11 protein-coding genes and 1 tRNA gene are annotated in these 18,323 nt (G+C 30.4%); 5 read left to right on the top strand and 7 right to left on the bottom strand.

Features of this window, described 5'->3' with window-relative positions:
• Positions 1 to 87: 87 nt before the first annotated feature.
• From EXC34_RS03075 to EXC34_RS03095, 5 genes are all read right to left on the bottom strand, one after another.
• The gene (locus EXC34_RS03075) at positions 88 to 2,463 is read right to left on the bottom strand and encodes a phosphoketolase family protein (protein WP_129687854.1); all 2,376 of its coding nucleotides are present in this window, start codon (positions 2,461 to 2,463) and stop codon (positions 88 to 90) included.
• 271 nt (positions 2,464 to 2,734) lie between these two features.
• A complete protein-coding gene (locus EXC34_RS03080; protein ID WP_129687855.1) occupies positions 2,735 to 3,697 on the bottom strand; it encodes a lactate/malate family dehydrogenase in 963 nt (320 codons plus the stop codon).
• Positions 3,698 to 3,969: 272 nt separating this feature from the next.
• Positions 3,970 to 5,007, bottom strand: coding sequence for a zinc-dependent alcohol dehydrogenase (locus tag EXC34_RS03085; protein ID WP_004421456.1), 1,038 nt, complete (start codon positions 5,005 to 5,007; stop codon positions 3,970 to 3,972).
• A gap of 196 nt (positions 5,008 to 5,203) precedes the next feature.
• Positions 5,204 to 6,475 carry a glycosyltransferase gene (locus EXC34_RS03090; protein ID WP_129687856.1) on the bottom strand — a complete coding sequence of 424 codons (1,272 nt, stop codon included), beginning with the start codon at positions 6,473 to 6,475 and terminating at the stop codon, positions 5,204 to 5,206.
• Positions 6,476 to 6,594: 119 nt separating this feature from the next.
• A complete protein-coding gene (locus EXC34_RS03095) occupies positions 6,595 to 8,766 on the bottom strand; it encodes an ATP-dependent Clp protease ATP-binding subunit (RefSeq protein WP_129687857.1) in 2,172 nt (723 codons plus the stop codon).
• A gap of 319 nt (positions 8,767 to 9,085) precedes the next feature.
• Between EXC34_RS03095 and trmB the strand changes: the two genes are divergently transcribed.
• Positions 9,086 to 9,709, top strand: coding sequence for a tRNA (guanosine(46)-N7)-methyltransferase TrmB (gene trmB, locus EXC34_RS03100; protein ID WP_129687858.1), 624 nt, complete (start codon positions 9,086 to 9,088; stop codon positions 9,707 to 9,709).
• Positions 9,710 to 9,743: 34 nt separating this feature from the next.
• Here trmB and EXC34_RS03105 read toward each other — a convergent pair whose 3' ends face one another.
• Positions 9,744 to 11,582 carry a ribonuclease J gene (locus EXC34_RS03105; RefSeq protein ID WP_129687859.1) on the bottom strand — a complete coding sequence of 613 codons (1,839 nt, stop codon included), beginning with the start codon at positions 11,580 to 11,582 and terminating at the stop codon, positions 9,744 to 9,746.
• A gap of 105 nt (positions 11,583 to 11,687) precedes the next feature.
• Positions 11,688 to 11,777, bottom strand: a tRNA-Ser gene (locus EXC34_RS03110).
• Positions 11,778 to 11,913: 136 nt separating this feature from the next.
• On the opposite strand from EXC34_RS03110, the gene lgt reads away from it, so the two are divergent.
• From lgt to mip, 4 genes are all read left to right on the top strand, one after another.
• On the top strand, positions 11,914 to 12,885 hold the full coding sequence (gene lgt, locus EXC34_RS03115; protein WP_129687860.1) for a prolipoprotein diacylglyceryl transferase: 972 nt from the start codon (positions 11,914 to 11,916) through the stop codon (positions 12,883 to 12,885).
• Between the two features lie 88 nt (positions 12,886 to 12,973).
• Positions 12,974 to 13,165 carry a 50S ribosomal protein L28 gene (gene rpmB / locus EXC34_RS03120; protein WP_004421448.1) on the top strand — a complete coding sequence of 64 codons (192 nt, stop codon included), beginning with the start codon at positions 12,974 to 12,976 and terminating at the stop codon, positions 13,163 to 13,165.
• Between the two features lie 289 nt (positions 13,166 to 13,454).
• Positions 13,455 to 15,701, top strand: a complete 2,247-nt coding sequence (locus EXC34_RS03125; protein ID WP_129687861.1) for a putative immunoglobulin-blocking virulence protein — start codon at positions 13,455 to 13,457, stop codon at positions 15,699 to 15,701.
• 8 nt (positions 15,702 to 15,709) lie between these two features.
• Positions 15,710 to 18,322, top strand: a complete 2,613-nt coding sequence (gene mip, locus EXC34_RS03130) for an Ig-specific serine endopeptidase MIP (protein ID WP_129687862.1) — start codon at positions 15,710 to 15,712, stop codon at positions 18,320 to 18,322.
• The last annotated feature ends 1 nt before the right edge of the window (position 18,323 follow it).

Consider the following 18,323-nt stretch of genomic DNA (forward strand, 5'->3'; position numbering starts at 1 on the left):
ATAAAAGATGAAAAAAGTTTGTAATTAATTCCATATTAGGCCTAAAAATCGAAAGAAAAAACCCAAACGCAAATTGGGTTTTTAGTTTTATTTAATACCTTCTCATTTTCAATTTTTAACAATGTCAATGTCAGTACCGTGTTCTCTAACATATGCTGTGTGGTATTCAAGTGTTTCATTCATTTTCTTAACAAATGAAGCAGATTTTTGACCATAAACAGCTTCTGCAGCAGTAATTGACATGTGGAATCTATCCATGTGTGAAAGTTGACGAATGTCAAATGAAGTTGTAATATCTCCATTTTCACGGTATCCGTGAGGATGTAGATTTTTGTTTGTTCTTGTAAAGAAGATATCTCTTAATAAACTTTCGTATCCGTGGAATGCAAATACAACTGGTTTGTCTTTTGTAAATACTTTGTCGAATTCAGCATCACTTAAGGCACGTTTATCAATTTTTTGTGATCTTAGTTTTAGAATTTCAACAACATTAACAAATCTAATTTTTAGTTCTGGGTATTCTTTATTTAAAATTGAAATTGCTGCAAGAGATTCAATTGTAGATTCTGTACCACAAGCAGCAAAAACTAAATCAGGTTCTTGGTCAATTGAAACATTTGATGCTCAATCAATTACTTTATAACCTTTATCAGCAAGTTCTTGCGCTTCTTCAACTGTAAAGAATTGTTCTCTTGGTTGTTTTGATGCAACAATTAAGTTAATTACATCTCTTTCTTTGAATGCTTTTTCAGAGATAGCTAACAATGTGTTTGTATCAGCTGGCAAGTATTCTCTTACAATTTCAGGAGTTTTATCAGCTAAGTGGCCTAACATACCTGGGTCTTGGTGTGTATAACCATTATGGTCTTGTTGGAAAGCGTTTGATGTTGCAATCAAGTTTAATGATGGCAATGATTTTCTTCAGTCGTGTTCTTTTGATTTGTTAATTCATTTTAGGTGTTGAGTAACCATTGAGTCAACAACTCTTAAGAATGCTTCATATGATGCGAAAATACCATGACGACCAGTTAATACATAACCTTCTAAGAAACCTTCAGCTTGGTGTTCTGAAAGTTGTGAGTCAATAATTCTACCAGCAGGAGAAACAGATTCATCCAACTCAGTTTCAATTGGATCTAGTCATTGACGATCTGTAACTTTTAGAACTTCAAATAGACGGTTTGACTTGGTTTCATCTGGTCCAAATACTCTAAAGTTATCTGGGTTTAATTTAATAATTTGAGCGTAATATTTTGATAAATTTGCCATATCTTGCTCAATTGCTTGACCTGGTTTACTAAATTTAACTGCAAAATCTGTTCATTTTGGTAAATTTAGTTCTTTTGGATTGATTCCACCGTTTGTAGCTGGATTCATAGCCATTCTTTGATTGCCTTTTGGTGCAATATTGAATTCAGGTCTTAATTTAGCATCTTCTGTAAATAGTTCCTGAGGTCTGTATGACTCTAGTCAATTGATTAGGTCTTGTAAATGTGTATCATCTGCAGCTTTTACAGGAATTGGAACTTGGTGAGCTCTAAAGCTACCTTCGATTTGATTTCCGCCAAATTTGCTTGGTCCAGTTCAACCTTTTGGTGATCTTAAAATAATCATTGGTCATTCTGGTCTAGTTTGTTTTGAAGCATCTAATTTGTTTGCTTCTGCTTTGATTGCTAAAATTTTTTCAATTGCATAGTCTAATTTATCAGCCATTTCTTGGTGATAATCAGCAGCTTTTAATACATTAACAATGATTGGTTCTCAACCAAGTCCTCTGAATAATGATTCAAGTTCAGCATCACTTCTTCTAGCAAAAATAGTTGGGTTAGAGATTTTTCCACCATTAACATGAATAATTGGTAAAACAGCACCATCATTTTTAGGGTTAATAAATGTGTTAGACAATCATCCCGCCATAGATGGTCCTGTTTCAGCTTCACCATCACCAACAACAGCAGCAGCAATTAAATCTGGATTATCTAGAATTGCTCCAGTAGCGTGAGATAGTGAGTAACCTAATTCTCCACCTTCGTGTAATGAACCAGGTGCACATGGTGCAGCATGTGATGCAGTACCACCAGGGAATGAGAATGTTTTAAATAACTCCTTCATTCCTTTTTCATCTTGCCCTACATTTGGAAATAATTCAGTATATGAACCATCAAGATACGAGTTAGCAATCATAACTTGTCCACCGTGACCAGGACCCGAAATATAAAACATATTTAAGTCATATTTGTTGATTACCCTGTTTAGGTGTGCGTAAATAAAGTTTTGTCCAGGAATTGTACCTCAGTGACCAATTGGATAAACTTTAACGTCTTCAATTTTTAAACCACCTTTCATAAGTGGGTTATTTTTTAAATACATTTGACCAACAGCAATATAGTTTGCAGCTCTTCATCAAGCATCAACTTTATTTAAATATTCTCTTGAGTCAAAATCGATATTTTTGTTTTTCATTCTCACTCCTTTTCTTTTGTTATTTTCAACAAAATTATTATTAACTTTATTATTATAATAAATAAATTTATTTAAAACATAACAATGTGTTTAATCTTAAAAAATAATGGAATTAATTACTTATTTTAAAAATAGGAATTAATGTTAAACATTTCCTAAGCAAATAAGCTTTTCATATTAAATTTAATAACTAGAAATTACCAATTCAATAGAAAAAACAAAAGAAAAGGTAAATTAAAAAACAAACCGCAATGGTTTGTTAGTTTGATTTTTATTTGAATGTGTGTTTTACGCCAACTAGACTTAAAACATCATTGTGTACTTTGCAAAATCCTTCAGATGCTTTGTTGAATCTTTCTCATTCAGCGTCTGTTAGAGACATTTTTTCTTTTAAGTATTCGTATCCGTTTTCACCAACAATTACAGGAATTGAGAAGTAAATTCCAGGGTGTTTGAATGTTTCAGGTAATTTAACACCAATAGTCATAATTCTTCTTTTGTTTTCTAGAATTGCGCTTGTGATTTCAAACAATGAAGTTCCAATTCCAAATTGAGTATTTCCTTTACGTGAGAATATTTCAAAAGCTTCTTTTTTACTGTCTTCGTATAATTTTTCTTTAAGTTCTTCTGTAAAATGAGGTAAATCTTTGATAAATGTTTCACCAACTTTTGCAGTTGATCAAACAGCCATTGCTGAAGCACCGTGTTCAGCAATCATGTTTACTGAAACTGAATCTGCATCAATGTCAAAGTGGTATGAAACTAGTTTTCTTAAACGCGCTGAGTCAAGAACTGTTCCAGCTGAAATAACTTTTTCTGCAGGAAGTCCTGAAGCATAGTGGAATACAGCAGCCATAACATCACAAGGGTTGGCAGCAACAATAACAACACCCTTAAATCCAGATTTTTTCAATTTTGAACCAAAATCATTCATCAATTTAGCGTTAGCTTCAGCTAATGCTAAACGGTCTGAGAAGTCTTTATTTGCAGGAATTGATGCACAAACTACAACGATATCTGCATCTTTTCCATCCTCTTCAAGTGTACCAGGTCTAAATTTAGATCCGTTTCTAGGCATGATTGAAACCATGTCTGAAAAGTCTTTAGCATGCGCAATAGCAATATCTTCATTTTTGTCAACTAGAATTCATTCAGCTTCTAGTCCTCTACAAACAGCAATATTTATGTAGGTAAAACCAACATTACCTAAACCAACAACAATAATTTTTTTCATTTTATCCTTTCTCAATAAAAATATAAATTATTAAATTCAAAGCCTTAATAAGCTTATAAATATTATAAGTTTTTTGATTAAAAGCCATCACTTTTTATAAAATAAATTTACTTTTATACACGAAATATGAAATCGTTTCGAATTTTAATATATTAATCTATGTTTCAAATTAAAATTTAAGTTAAAAATTACATTTTTATAAAAAATAAACAAAAATTCCCTATTAAAAAATGAATGAAAAAGCACCTAATAGTTGGTGCTTAAGGATATTTTTATTTTCTAAAATCGATAACTGCTCTACCGATGAAATCACCTTTTTCAAGTTTTTCAAAAATTTCTGCAACTTCGTCAAGTTTCACGATTCTTGTAACTTCTGATTTTACTAGACCTCTTGCAGCATAATCTAGTGCTTCTTTAAGATCTTTACGTGTTCCGACGATTGAACCGGCTAATTCACGTTCTAGTAATACTGTTCAGAAAACTGAAACTGGGAATTCATCTTTACCTAGTTTGTCTTTAGCAGGTAAACCAACTAATACTTGGCGACCGCCACGACGTAACATTTCCATCCCTTGGATGGCTGCAGCAGTTGCAACAGAAGTATTAACGACACCGTGTACGCCGCCTTCAGTTGCTTTAATAACTTCAGCAACGGCATCTACTTTTTTACTGTTGAATGCAAATTCTGCACCTGATTTAATAGCTAAATCACATTTTTCATCTGTTAAATCAATTCCAATTGGGCGATATCCCATTGCTTTTGCATATTGGATTGCAAGTTGTCCTAAACCACCAACACCAATTACAGCAACAAAGTCTCCAGGTTTTAATTTTGCTTGTTTTACAGCTTTATATGTTGTAACACCTGCACAAACTACTGGTGCACCTGTTACTATATCAAGAGTTTTAGGAACGATGCCAACAAAATCTTCGTGGCCAATTGCATATTCTGCAAATGAACCATCTTTTGTATATGCAGACATATTTTGGTTTGGACACAATGTTTCTTTACCACTTAAACAGAATTCACAGTGCCCACAAGCATCGTGAAGTCAAGCTAGACAAACTCTATCTCCAACTTTTAAATGTGTACAACCTGGTCCAAGTTTTTCAACAATACCAATTCCTTCATGACCTGGAATTAATGGATATTTTGGTTCTACTAATCAATCGTAATTAGCAGCGTGTAGGTCAGTGTGGCAAATGCCACTTGTTTCCATTTTAATTAGAACCTCTTTTTCTTTAGGTTCTGGAATATCAACTGTCTCAACACTTCAAGTACGTGGTGAACGTACTACAAAAGCTTTCATTTTAGCCATAAAGCTATCCTTCTTTCATATCTTATAATGTTTTATTTTTTAACGTATGATAACAATTATTCATTATCAACTTAATCATACTCTTTTTTCAGAAATGCAAAGAAAATCCCCTAATTAGTTTCCTAATTAGTCTATTTTTCAGCCAATATCAAAAAAACACCAATAATAATGGTGCTTTAGTGAAAATTTATTTTTTAAATTTTGTTCGAACTTGTTCAGCAACTTTTTTAAGGCGTTTTATTCTATCTTTTTCATAAAATAACTTGATTGTATCAATATATTTTTCAATAGATATATCAATGACTTCGCCTCATTCTTTGGTAAGGCCCATTGCATTTTTACCAACAACTTTTAATCTATGTTTGTTTTTAAAAATCTCTATTATTTTATCTGCCATTTGTTTTTCATGTTGTGTTGTGACATAGCCGTTTTCGCCATCAACAATACCCTCAGAAGAAGGAGAGTTTTTAATAACTAAACTAGGAACCCCTTGTGATGCCGCCTCGTGAACAACCAAACCAAATGTATCTAAAATAGATGGAGATATCAATAAATCGTGTGATAAATATAAACCTTTTAATAAATCTTCATCATTTACTCATCCAGTGAAATTAATATGATTATAAATTTCTAATTCTTTTGCATATTCAATGATTTCGTCAAAATTTCAATCGCCACCCACCATAGTTAAAGAATAATTTTTATCTATTGTTAATAATGTTTTGAAAGCGTCTAAAAGCTGTTTAATATTTTTTTCTCATATAAACTTAGATATAAAAAGCAAATTGTGTTTTGAGGTGTCAATATTGAATTTAGCGATGGCTTTTTTAGCTAAATCACTTGAGTTTTCAGTATATTTAAATTTTGTTCCATCGCCAACAACTGATTGCATAATGTTATCAGAAAAATTATTAAGTTTCATTGATGAATTTGAAACATAAAATATATGGTCAATTTGTCTGGTGAATTGATTCATTAAAAAGCCACTTAAAGTCCCAAAAAGATCACTGTTAGTTGCTAATATTACACTCTGTTTAAAATTTTTATGCATTGTAAAAACAATGGGAATATTGTATCTATTTTTCAATGAAACAGCAATTTTACCAGCAACAAATGGAGAATGCGCATGAATAATATCGGGGTCAAAATCATCAATTAACTGTTGTTCTTCGTTAATTATAGGAAACTTAAAAACTTCATAAGAGCCCCACTTCATTCTTGAGGTTTTTAATCTAATTATTTTACCTTTGTATTTTTCATCAACTGATAAGTCTGCTGATTTATATCTTGGGGCCAATATTCTAAAATCAACATTTTTTTTCTCGAATTGTTCAGCATAATTTTCAATTACTCTTGCAACACCATCAATATAGGGAAGAAAACTATCAGCAATTATAAGAACTCTTAAGGGTCTTGATTTCAAAGAAATTAATTCAGGTTTGTATCTTCTAATGTTCATTTTTACCTACTTTTTTATTATTAAAATTATACATTATTGATTTGAGCAAAATATTTATTAGAAAATTACATTTATGAATGATTTTCAATTGAATTGGTAAATTAAAAAATAGCTTGAAGCTATTTAATAACATTAATTATAAAGTTTCCTGCAAAAACATCAATTTGATATTTTTCTTGATTATTAATTTCGCCATTTATTATTTTATATGCCAACACACTTTCAACTTTGTTTTGAATAAATCTTTTAATAGGGCGAGCACCAAATTGACTATCATAGGCAGATTTTGCGATAAAATCAATTAATTTTTCACTATATGCTAAGTTGATATCTTTTGTTAATTTAACTCTTCTAATTAATTTTTGCATTTCAAGATCAACGATTTCTTTAATCACTGACTCACTTAAAGAATTGAATTTAACAACTTCATCAATTCTGTTTAGAAATTCTGGACTCATAAATTTTAATAGTTCTGCTTTTAATTCGGGAGCGTTCATTTCAATTTGTTTTTTTAGAATTTCATCAGAAGCTATATTTGAGGTCATAATTATAATTAAATTACGACAGTTTATATTTCTCCCTTTAGAGTCAGTTATTGAACCATTATCTAAAATTTGAAGCAGAATATTTAATACTTCTTTATGAGCTTTTTCAATTTCATCAAGTAAAAGAATAGTATATGGATTTTTTCTTATTTGTTCTGTTAATGAATTGTTTTGGTCAAAACCAATATACCCTGGAGGAGCGCCAATTATTTTTGAAACTGAATGTTTTTCCATGTACTCAGACATATCAATTCTAATCATTTGTTTTTCTGAATCAAATAAAGCATAAGCTAATGCTTTTGAAAGCTCAGTTTTACCAACACCTGTAGGTCCTGTAAAAAGAAAACTTGCTAGCGGTCGATTTGGATCATTAATATTTGCTTTAGCTCTTAACACAGCTTGACATACTAAATTTATTGCATTATCTTGACCTTTAATTTTACTTTTCAACTCATTTTCTAGGTTCAAAAGTTTATTTTTGTCAGTTTCAAGCAACTTAGTAACTGGTATTTTTGTTCACTTAGAAACTATTGAGGCAATTTCTTCGCTAGTTACTGTGTCTTTAATTAAAGAACTGCTATTTTGCAAAATTTGCTGTTCCATTTGTGCAATTTCTTTTTCTAAATTCGGTATTTCAATATATAAAACTCTTGAAGCTTTTTCATAGTCAGCTTCTTTTTGATAAATTGTTAAAGCATGCTTTAAATTTTCTAGTCTAGACTTGGCGTTCGAAACTTGTTCAAGACGTTCTTTTTCTAAATCTCATTTATTTTTAAAGTCTTTTATTATTTCGTTTTCATCATTAATTAATTTATCTAATTCAATTAATCTTTCTTTATTTTTGCCTTTTGATTCATTACTTGAACTCAATGCAATTTTTTCCATTTCAAGCATAGCTAATTTTTGCTGAGATTTTTCAAGTTCTTCAGGTTTAAAATTGATTTCCGTTTTGATTGTTGAAGCAGCTTCATCAATCAAATCAATTGCCTTATCTGGTAAAAATCTATCAGAAATATAGCGTGATGATAATTTTGCGGCTGAAACTAAGGCTTCATCAAGAATTTTAACGTTATGAAAATTCTCAAATCTCTCCTTGATTCCTCTCAATATTGCAATTGTACCTTCGGTTGTTGGTTCTAAAACGTCAATTTTTTGCATTCTTCTCTCTAGAGCTGCGTCTTTTTCAATATATTTTCTATATTCGTCGAATGTTGTAGCCCCAATTAAATGCAATTTTCCGCGAGCCATCAATGGTTTAAAAATGTTTGCTGCGTCCATAGCGCCATCTTGATTTTTTCCTGTTCCAATTAGCATGTGTATTTCATCAATGAATAAAATAATATCACCATTACTTTCTTCAATTTTTTTCAACACAGATTTCAATCTTTGCTCAAATTGTCCCTGGTATGATGCACCAGCTATTAATGATGCTAAATCTAACTCAAAAACATCCTTACCTTTTAAATTTTCGGGAACCTGGCCTTCAACAATTTTTCTAGCAAGCCCTTCAACTATAGCAGTTTTTCCAACGCCTGGTTCACCTACTAAAACTGGATTATTTTTTGTTTTTCTACTTAAAATACGAATCATTCGGCGAATTTCGTCATCTCGATTTATTACCGGGTCTAATTCATTTCTTGTTGCTAAATCAGTTAGATTTCTACCATACTTTTTCAATACATCATCTTCATCTTTTGGTTTTGAAATATTCAAATTACCAAATAAATCATCTAAATTAAAGTCCATATCCCTCCTTAATTTATTTATATTTTAGCACTCTTATTGTTAGACTGCTAATATTTAATTATTTTTTTCGATTTTGTAAATTATTGAATTAACTGAATAATATGACTTGTTAAACTAACTTATTATTTAATTATTAAATAAAGAGCTATTGAAAAATATCTACAAAATAATTAATTAAAATATGAATAAAATTCCTAATTAATTCCTTAAATAATTGAATTACACAATAAATTATTTGGTTCGAAATAGAAAAAATATAATTAAAAACTCAATTATTTTATTGTTTTGTTTGCAAGATACTAATGTAGAATTTTTAAATATGAGACTAAGATTTGATAAAACAGCAGAGCAAAAAATAAAAAATTCAAATTATTTTATTAATGAAACTAACTATCCAATTGAACTTAACAACAAATCAATAGTGGAACTAGGAATGGGGAAGGGTGAAATGATAGTTGAATTAGCCCTTAAAAATCAAGATATTATGTTTTATGGATTTGAAAAATATCCAACAGTAGCTGCAAAAGCACTTGCAAAAGCAGAAGAATATAATTTAAAAAATTTTAAAATAATATTAGATGACGCAAGTAACCTAGAAAATATATTTATAGGTACTTTAAATACACTTTGACTGACATTTAGTGACCCATGGCCTAAGGCAAGACATTTTAAACGTAGACTTACATATAAAACATTTTTAGAAAAATATGCAAAAATTATGAATGAAAATTCAATATTAAAGTTGAAAACTGATAATGATAAGTTCTTCGAGTTTTCATTGGAACAATTTAACGAAAACAATTGAAATATTATTGAATTTGGTCAAGATTTACACAATTCAAAATTTGCATTAGATAATGTCATGACTGGTTATGAAAAGAAATGAAGTTCATTAGGTAAAAACATAAATTATTTACATGCAAAATTACCAAGCAAGCAATAATGCTTGTTTTTTGAATAAAAAAATAAGCCTAAGCTTATTCAATGTCATCATCCTCTTCATCTTCGTGAATGTCTTCAATGTCGGAGTTATCACCAAACATTTCAGCTTTGATGTTTTTCAATAATAATTCAGTATTTTTTGAATCACTTTTATCTTTTTTGACGAAATTAAACTTAGAATTTGAAAGAATTTCTTCATTTTTATCATCATTATACAAAATGGTCGGAATTATTATTGGTCTACGACGTTTTTTGTTATAGAAAAAGTTTTCTAATCTATCAATAATTAGTTGTTTTAGTTCCATTACATTAAAATTTTCAGTATTTTTTACATAATAAAGTGCAGCACCATGGGCAATTCTTTTTGCTTCATTAACTAAACTTAATGAAGTTTTAACATAAAATGCGCCGCGAGAGATTAATGAAGGTCTGCCAATTATATTTTTGTTTTTTCTATCAACAGTTATAGCAATATTAGTAAATCCACTTTCTCCTAAATTTTGACGTTCTTTAATTACAGAAGAGTTTAAATTCAATATGCTATGACCATCAATATAAATTGGTCCATAATCAATTTTTTCATTTGTTTCAAACACTTTTTGATTGATTATGTGATAAACCCTACCCTTTTCGGGGATAAATATATTTTCAGGTTTAACGCCACTTTTGATAGCGCTTTGACTATGAGCAATACACATTCTATATTCACCATGATATGGAATAAAGTATTTTGGTTTAGTTAACTGGAAAATCTTGTAGTGTTCATGTTTATAAGCATGACCCGAAGTATGCAAGTAGCCATCAACACCATTTTCTTTAATGTCAGCACCAAGTTTTGCAAGTCTATTAATTAGTAGCTCAATTACCATATGATTCCCAGGAATTGGACTTGATGAGAAAATAATTAAGTCTCCCTTTTTGATTTTAACAGTTGGGTGCTTTCCGTGAGACATTCTCGCAAGAGCCGCAAGTTGCTCGCCCTGTGAACCAGTTGTCAAAATAACCAATTCATTGTCGGGAATATTTGCTACTTGTTTTTTGTCAACTAAAACTTTACTATCAACATTAATGTAACCTAATTTACGTCCGATTTTGACACCATTTACCATTGAGCGGCCAAATGTTGCGACTTTTTTGCCTAATTTTGATGTTAATTCAATAATGGCTTTAACTCTGATTAAGTTCGAAGCAAAGGCAGTTATTATTATTTTACGTTCCGCTTGTCTCATGTATTTTTCAATGTCTTTTAAAATATCATTTTCAGATGGCGAATGAAGTGGCCGCATTGCATTGGTTGAATCTGATAATAAAACAGTTAGACCTTCTTTACCAATTTGATCTAATCTAGCGAAATCTGTGTAGCTTTCGCCAATTGGATTATAATCAAACCTAAAGTCACCAGTACACATTATTGAACCATTAGGAGTATTCACACGCACACCAAATGCATCTGGAATTGAGTGTTGTGCAGTTCAAAAATCAACTGAACATTTACCAAATTTATGAACAGCAGACTTTTCAATTTCAATAAATTGAATTCCCAAAGGTACTTTGTGTTCCTCGAATTTTAGTTTTAAATATTGAATTGCAATTCTTGGTGCAAATATCTTTTTAATTGGCACTTGCTTTACTAAATATACAACTCCACCAATGTGATCTTCATGGCCGTGAGTAATAAATAAACCTTTAATTTTTTTATGATTTTCAGCTAAATATGAATAATCTGGAATAATCCCCTTAATACCAGTCGAAGCAGTATCAGCAAATTTAATTCCGGCATCGATAATAAAAATATTATCGCCATATTCTACAAAAAGTGATGATTTACCAATCTCTTGAACACCACCAATAGCAACTAATTTTGTTGGCTTCATATTCCTCCAAATTTAAATTATTATTAAGAAATTTCACGAATAATTTACTTATGTTTAGTAATTTTATACCATAAAAATTTATAAAACATTAATAAAATAAAAAAATGGCCGGTAGTAAGGGATTTGAACCCTTGAGTCGCTTGCGCGACTATTTGTTTTCGAGACAAACCTCTTCAGCCACTCGAGCAACTACCGGTAATTTTACAAATTCAATTGAAAATATATTGATATTCGTCAAAAAACTAATTTTCAAAATCTTTGTTATGAACTAATTATAAATAATAATTAATTTTTATAGTAAAATTATCTCATAAATATTTTTGGAGGTGCTATGAATACTGATAATAAATACGGTATTGTTGCAGGTGTTCAAGCCAATAGTGGGTCAATTTTATTTTCAATTGGTTCATTTCCTATTAGAACTTATTCAATAACTTTAATGATGGGTTTTTTGGCAGCAATATTTACAATAGCCTTTTTCTGACATAGAGAAAAATATAAATTTGAAATTCTATATACTTTAATTTTCTTAATTGTGCCTTCAACAATTATTGGCGCTCGTTTATGAGATTTAGTTGAGGTTGCATTGCATGACCCAAGTTTTGATTGAAGGTCATGGTGAAAAATATGGGAAGGTGGTTTAAGTATCCAAGGTGGTGTTATTTTGGGTACGATTGTTGGTGTTATTTATGCATATCACAAGCGCCATGAAATCGATTTTCGCAAAGCAGTTGACATTATAATTCCAACAATTTTAATTGGTCAAGTAATTGGTCGTTGAGGAAACTATGCAAACCATGAATTGTATGGTAAAGTTGACTGAGATGGTTCTTCTGTATTAATTTTTGGTAAAACATTTGCTCAAAACATGTTTATAAGCGATTCAATTAGTGCTGAATTAAATCAACCTGGATTATTTAGATATCCATTATTCTTATATGAGTCATTAGCAAACTTAGTAGGTTATTTAATTTTGGTTTGAACAATTAATTTATTTGGCTTAGTAAAACCTGGTATGAATGGTTCTCTATACTTCATCTGATACGGACTTGTTCGTTTAGCACTTGAACCATTACGCCAAAATGCCTATGAAATGTATACAATAGCATCATTAGTATTTATTGTAATTGGTACAATTGGCCTAATATACTTTGGATTTTTCAACCCAGTTCATTACACAAAAATCAAACTGAAATATAGATACACATATAAATATTCTCATCCTCAAAAATATTTAGACCACATTAACAGAACAAGATTTTTTGATATTAAAAAACCTTTATATAGCGAACTTAGTGGCTAATAAATAAAAATTAATTAAAAAATATTTTTATAATATAATAAACATACATTTTTATAAATAATTATTTATCAAATTGAAAGGAGTAAAGATGGCAAGAGTAGATCAATTAACCGGTAAACGCGCGCAAACTGGTAATAGACGTTCACATGCTATGAACGCTACAAAAAGAAAATTTAACCTTAATTTACAAAAAGTAACTATTAATGTTAATGGTAAAAAAACCACTCTAAGAGTTACAGCAAAAACTGCAAAAACACTTAGAAGAAGCGCAATTGCTTAATTAAAAATCCTTTAATAGACTTAAAAAGTCTATTTTTTTATTAATTCAACCTCTAAATATGCTTTAATTATGGAACGTTTCCATAACTTTTAAGATGCTAATTTGCTCTAAAAATGTGTTTTTAGTTAAAACATCTCTGAAAATACACAAAAAATCCCTTTATTTTTTTTTTTTTTTGCAATCTACTAGAAAAAATGTAAATATTTAATATTTTTATTAAATTATTATTAATTTAATTTTGTATTATTTTGTTGTAATAAATAAACCCACCACTTAGAGGGAGTGTAATATGTTCAAAAAAAATAAAATATTAGCTTTATCGTTATCAGGCACTGTTTTAAGTGCAACAGCCATTGGAGTTGTTGTTTATCTAGCTAATAGCGATGATAGAAATAAAACTGATTACAGAACAACAGCTAATGCAAGGAATAATTTAGTTGCTAAGGACAATTTAGATTTAACTAACACAATACCTTCTAATGCTGACACGAATTTAAAAGAAATCCCTAAAAAAGAAGAGCCGCCAAAAGTTGTGCCACCGAAAGAAGAACCGCCTAAAAAACAACCAATAATTAAAGTTGAGCCACCGAAAGAAGAGCCGAAGCCTAAGCCAATTCCTAAGCCCGAACCTAAACCCGAACCTAAGCCTAAGCCAAAAGTGGAAGAACCAAAAAAACAAACTATTACTGTTAATGGTATTAAAGTTTATGGGGACGTAAAACCATTGCAACCAAGACAAATTCCAAGTTATGATCGTGATAAGGGATTATCAAGTGATTATATAAATCATACAGTGCCCGAAGTAATTAGCATCGAGGTTACACCAGAATTAATCAAGAAATCAATTGAAGATACTATAGGAACAGGCAAAAAAGAAGGGTTAAATTCAGATTGATCAAAAAGTATGGTTAATAATGCTTTAAGTATTGATTTATCAAAAGATCCCGATGGTTTAGACAGATTCATAAAGCAAAATCAAGATTATTGAACAAACCAATTCTATAAATGACAAAGATTATTTGATTCGCCTAAAATAAGAGAATTTTTAAAAGATGATAAAAAATCAGAATATGACACAATGATTTCACAAAATAAATTCAAAGGAAAAGAACATAGATACCTATGAATTTATAATAATTTAGACTGATCAAAACTAAATAAACTTTCATCAGCTGCTCAAGAACAATTGAAAAAAGGTTATGTATTAGATCCTAATAATGCATACATCAACGAAAACGGTGAATTAGACTCTCATGCATACTCACCTCCTGAGGGCCATAATGTCGTAATTGGTCGTAGGGTTAATGACAATAAAAATAGACGTACATTTAGTTATGACAGTCCATATGGCAGAACACCTGATGATATTAGATATGGAAGATACCCAGGATGAAAATCTACCGATGTTACTTTAAGTGATGAAAGATTTAAAGACATTATTAAAGCCGAAGATGGGTTTAGACTTATAAAAATGGAAAGAGAAAATAAAGTTAACGATCCAAAACAAATTAATGAAGGTCTTGTAGTTGAAATCGATGCCGCTAATTACTCTGGTTACAATAAAACTCTTCAATTAATTAAAAAAATTAAAAAAGAAAATATTAATGTTACTTCATTTAGAATACAAAACATGGGTGAAAAGGATTCTGCTCAAAAATTCAAGCCTATTCTTGAAGCTTTACCAAATGAAATTCAACAACTTGAACTATATTTCAGTGATAAAGCAACAAATACCGGTTCACTAATTGCTTTAGAACATAAAAAAATTAAAGAATTGTCACTTTACACTCTTGGAAACTCTTTAAAAGAATCATGATCAATAAACCCTTGAGCGGTTTTTAAAACAGAATGAGTGAACACTAATGACTATAACGTAAGTTGAAGCTATCAAAAAGGTGCTCCAATTGCTACAAGAATTACATTCAACGCGTTGGCATTTGAAGAATCTGACTATAAAAAAGATGCTAGTGATCCATTTGAACGTATAAATGATGGATTAAGAATGGCATATTACTCAAGAAACAACTGGCCATTTTTCCAAGGAGGATTTGGTCCAGGTCTTAATCCAGACCACAACGAAGGTAATAACAGTTACCCAACGGATTTAGACTTTAGTAGGGCACCGTCAATCAAAACATTGCGTGGATTGATATTCTATGATAAATACAAACCACAAAATGCTGCCAGAAAGGTTTGAACTGTAAAATTCTTTAATGATAAATCAACATATGAAATAGGTGATGAAGACCTAGCAAATGCTGGTTTTGAAAACTTTGCAAAACCCGCAGGCCAAAAAGCACCAAAAATTGTTTTCTCAAATAATACAACAACAACTGGTTTTAAAATCACAAGCAGTGATTTATCTCCATCGGCAATTAGTAATTTACATAGATTCGTTGAACTTGTAAGAGCTGGAAATTCTGGATTTCCAGGCACAGTCACAGTTGTTAATAACCCATCATTAGCACAAAAATTGAAATCAGCAGGATTTAAAGTTGTTGAAACAAATAATAGTTCTGATGAAGAATTCTACTAGGAGAAATTATGAAAAAAAGAAAATTAACGCTATTTTTAACTAGTTCACTAACCGCATTATCAACGCTATTTTTTGCCGCAGCATGTGCATCAAAATCAGACCCAGGTAGAAAAGAAATTAATAAAAATAATAACCCATCAGGTGGAAATAAAGGTGATGGATCAAATGATAAACAACTAAATGAATTTAAGAGTAAATCATTTGAACAAGCATTTAATCTAAAAATTATTGACGAACTTACAAAAAAACCGAAAGATAAATCCGATGTTACAGCAGATACTATTAAAAATAAATATCGTGAAATAGTTCAAATTCAGGTAAAACCCGAATTTGCAAAAATTTTTGAAGCTAATGTAGAAAATGTATATGGTGAAAATGATAGAAATGCAACCGGAAAAATTAAATTTATAATTTCAATAACTAATAAAACAAATAATAAGGCAATTTATAAAACATATGAAGTTGGCGGATTCAAGACAACTGAAATGGGTATTTTAGATAATGGTCAATTACCTTCGAGAACTGAAAAACAAATCACAAGTTCTGACCTAGATAAATATATTAATTTAAATCAGCAACAAAGATATGATCAAGACAATAAAGCCTATGATGAACTTGTAAAACGCTCTTGAGAAAATAAATCAATAAATGAAATTAGACCAGATTTAAATTATTCTCAAAGTGCCGCAAATAAATTTAATGAATTGGCAAAAAAAGTTAACATCCCAACTTATGAATCAGCGGCATACAAGGGCTATACCTTACCAAAATTAAAAGAAAATGGTGAATTTGATGGTCTTACTTTGTATCCATGAGATAAATATGCCGCTACCCCGAACTTTATGTCTGATATAGATTATCTAGGTGGAAGAGATAGATATAAGTCTACTGGTTTAGCTCGTATGTTACCTAATGAAATGTACAAGAAAATTGCCCTTGAAACATTTAGTGTTGAATTCAATTGAAAAGATGAATTCACAAAAGAAATTGGCGAAATTGATGCTGATATAAAAAATATAAATGAATGAAAAGCATCAAAGAATAAACCAAAATTCGATGAATATATTCAACAATTTGTTGATAAAAAATTAGAAGAAATTAAAGAACTAAATGCTGAAAAAGAGCGAATGGTTCACCGAGCACACAACTTAGATAAACAGGCAACTGGCGAAAAGTATGACCGTCAAATAGCAGAAGTTCAAAAGAAAATAGATGAATTAAAGGCATTAGATTATGATAAAGCCTTAGAAATACTGAATAAAGAAAAAAATAATTATGAAATTGAAAGAAAAAAACCTTGGAATGAAAGAAAAAAATCTAGACGTTCATTTGGAACAATGTGAATAATGGATTATGTTTTACCAGAAAACGGCAAATATCCAACTAAATGATACTTTGGCACAAACTCACACGTTGCTAAATTAATGAAAGAACCTTCGTTAAATGCTATGAGTTTAACATTTATCAATAATAAAAATGTTGGGATAATGTCTAAGTTTAGAATTACAGGTATGGATAATAACTTCACTAGATTTAGTTGAGCTGGTGAACAAATGAAAGAGTCGGTTGACACTGTGTTTGATGCAATTGACTATTTAAAAACATCTCCAACTCAATACTTAAGCGCTGGAGATAAAGCAAAATTTAATGGTGTTGAAGAAATGATTGACTTTGCGGTCATCGAGGTTGATTTTGAAAAGTTAGTTAAATATAATTCTGGCTCATGGAGCAATTCTCAAACACCTGCATTCCCAACAAATGCTGAGGAATTAGCGAAACTTGTAACAAATGATTATTATCATAGAGATGACAAAGATAAAGTTAAATTTTTAGCGAAATCATATTTAAATAACTATCAAGCAATAGATCTAAAACTAAAAGGTTCACAACCAGAAAATATTGATCAATTATTCGCTGTTGGATACCCTTCTTCAAAAGATGATTATTTCCTAAAAAAATACACTGATGATGATCAAATTTCCCAAAAAGAATTATGACAGAGTCTTTGAGTTAACTCTGATTATCGTTTCTATGAAGCAGATCCTGTTCAAGAAGGCGGTAAACCGCCATTCCCTGAAAGTAGATTAAAAAATGGTAATTCCTTATCATACCAAATTGGTTTACGTTCATTCACTGATAAACCGGGAATTAACGATGCTTTTATAGTTGCACCAATTAGAGGACGGGAATTATACGAAACTTATAAAGATGATGAATCATCAAATAATAAAAAGACACTCGCAAAATACTTTAACACAGGGCTACAATACATGTTAAGACACTATACTCCTATTGGTGGATCTAGTGGGTCAAGTGTTAGAAACCAAAAAAACGAAGTAATTGGTGTTCATAGTACAATTTTTCAAAGAGCGGGTGTCGACTTTGTCGCTGCATTGCGTTCGGAAGGATATAACTACCAAGGTGCATTCGGGGCATACAACCTACCTCAATATGACCTAATTTATGGTGGTGGCAAAGATCAAAAAAATTCATACCTAGATTCATTGATTAAAAAATATAAAGATAAGGATATAAAAACTTGACTATTTAAAAATGGAGCAAGCAAGGATAATGTTCCAGTTGAATTCAAATTCAATAATAGTGGTTCAAACAGGAGTTAAA

The organism is Mycoplasmopsis bovigenitalium, from assembly GCF_900660525.1.
Classification (GTDB): Bacteria; Bacillota_I; Bacilli_A; order Mycoplasmatales; family Metamycoplasmataceae; genus Mycoplasmopsis; species Mycoplasmopsis bovigenitalium.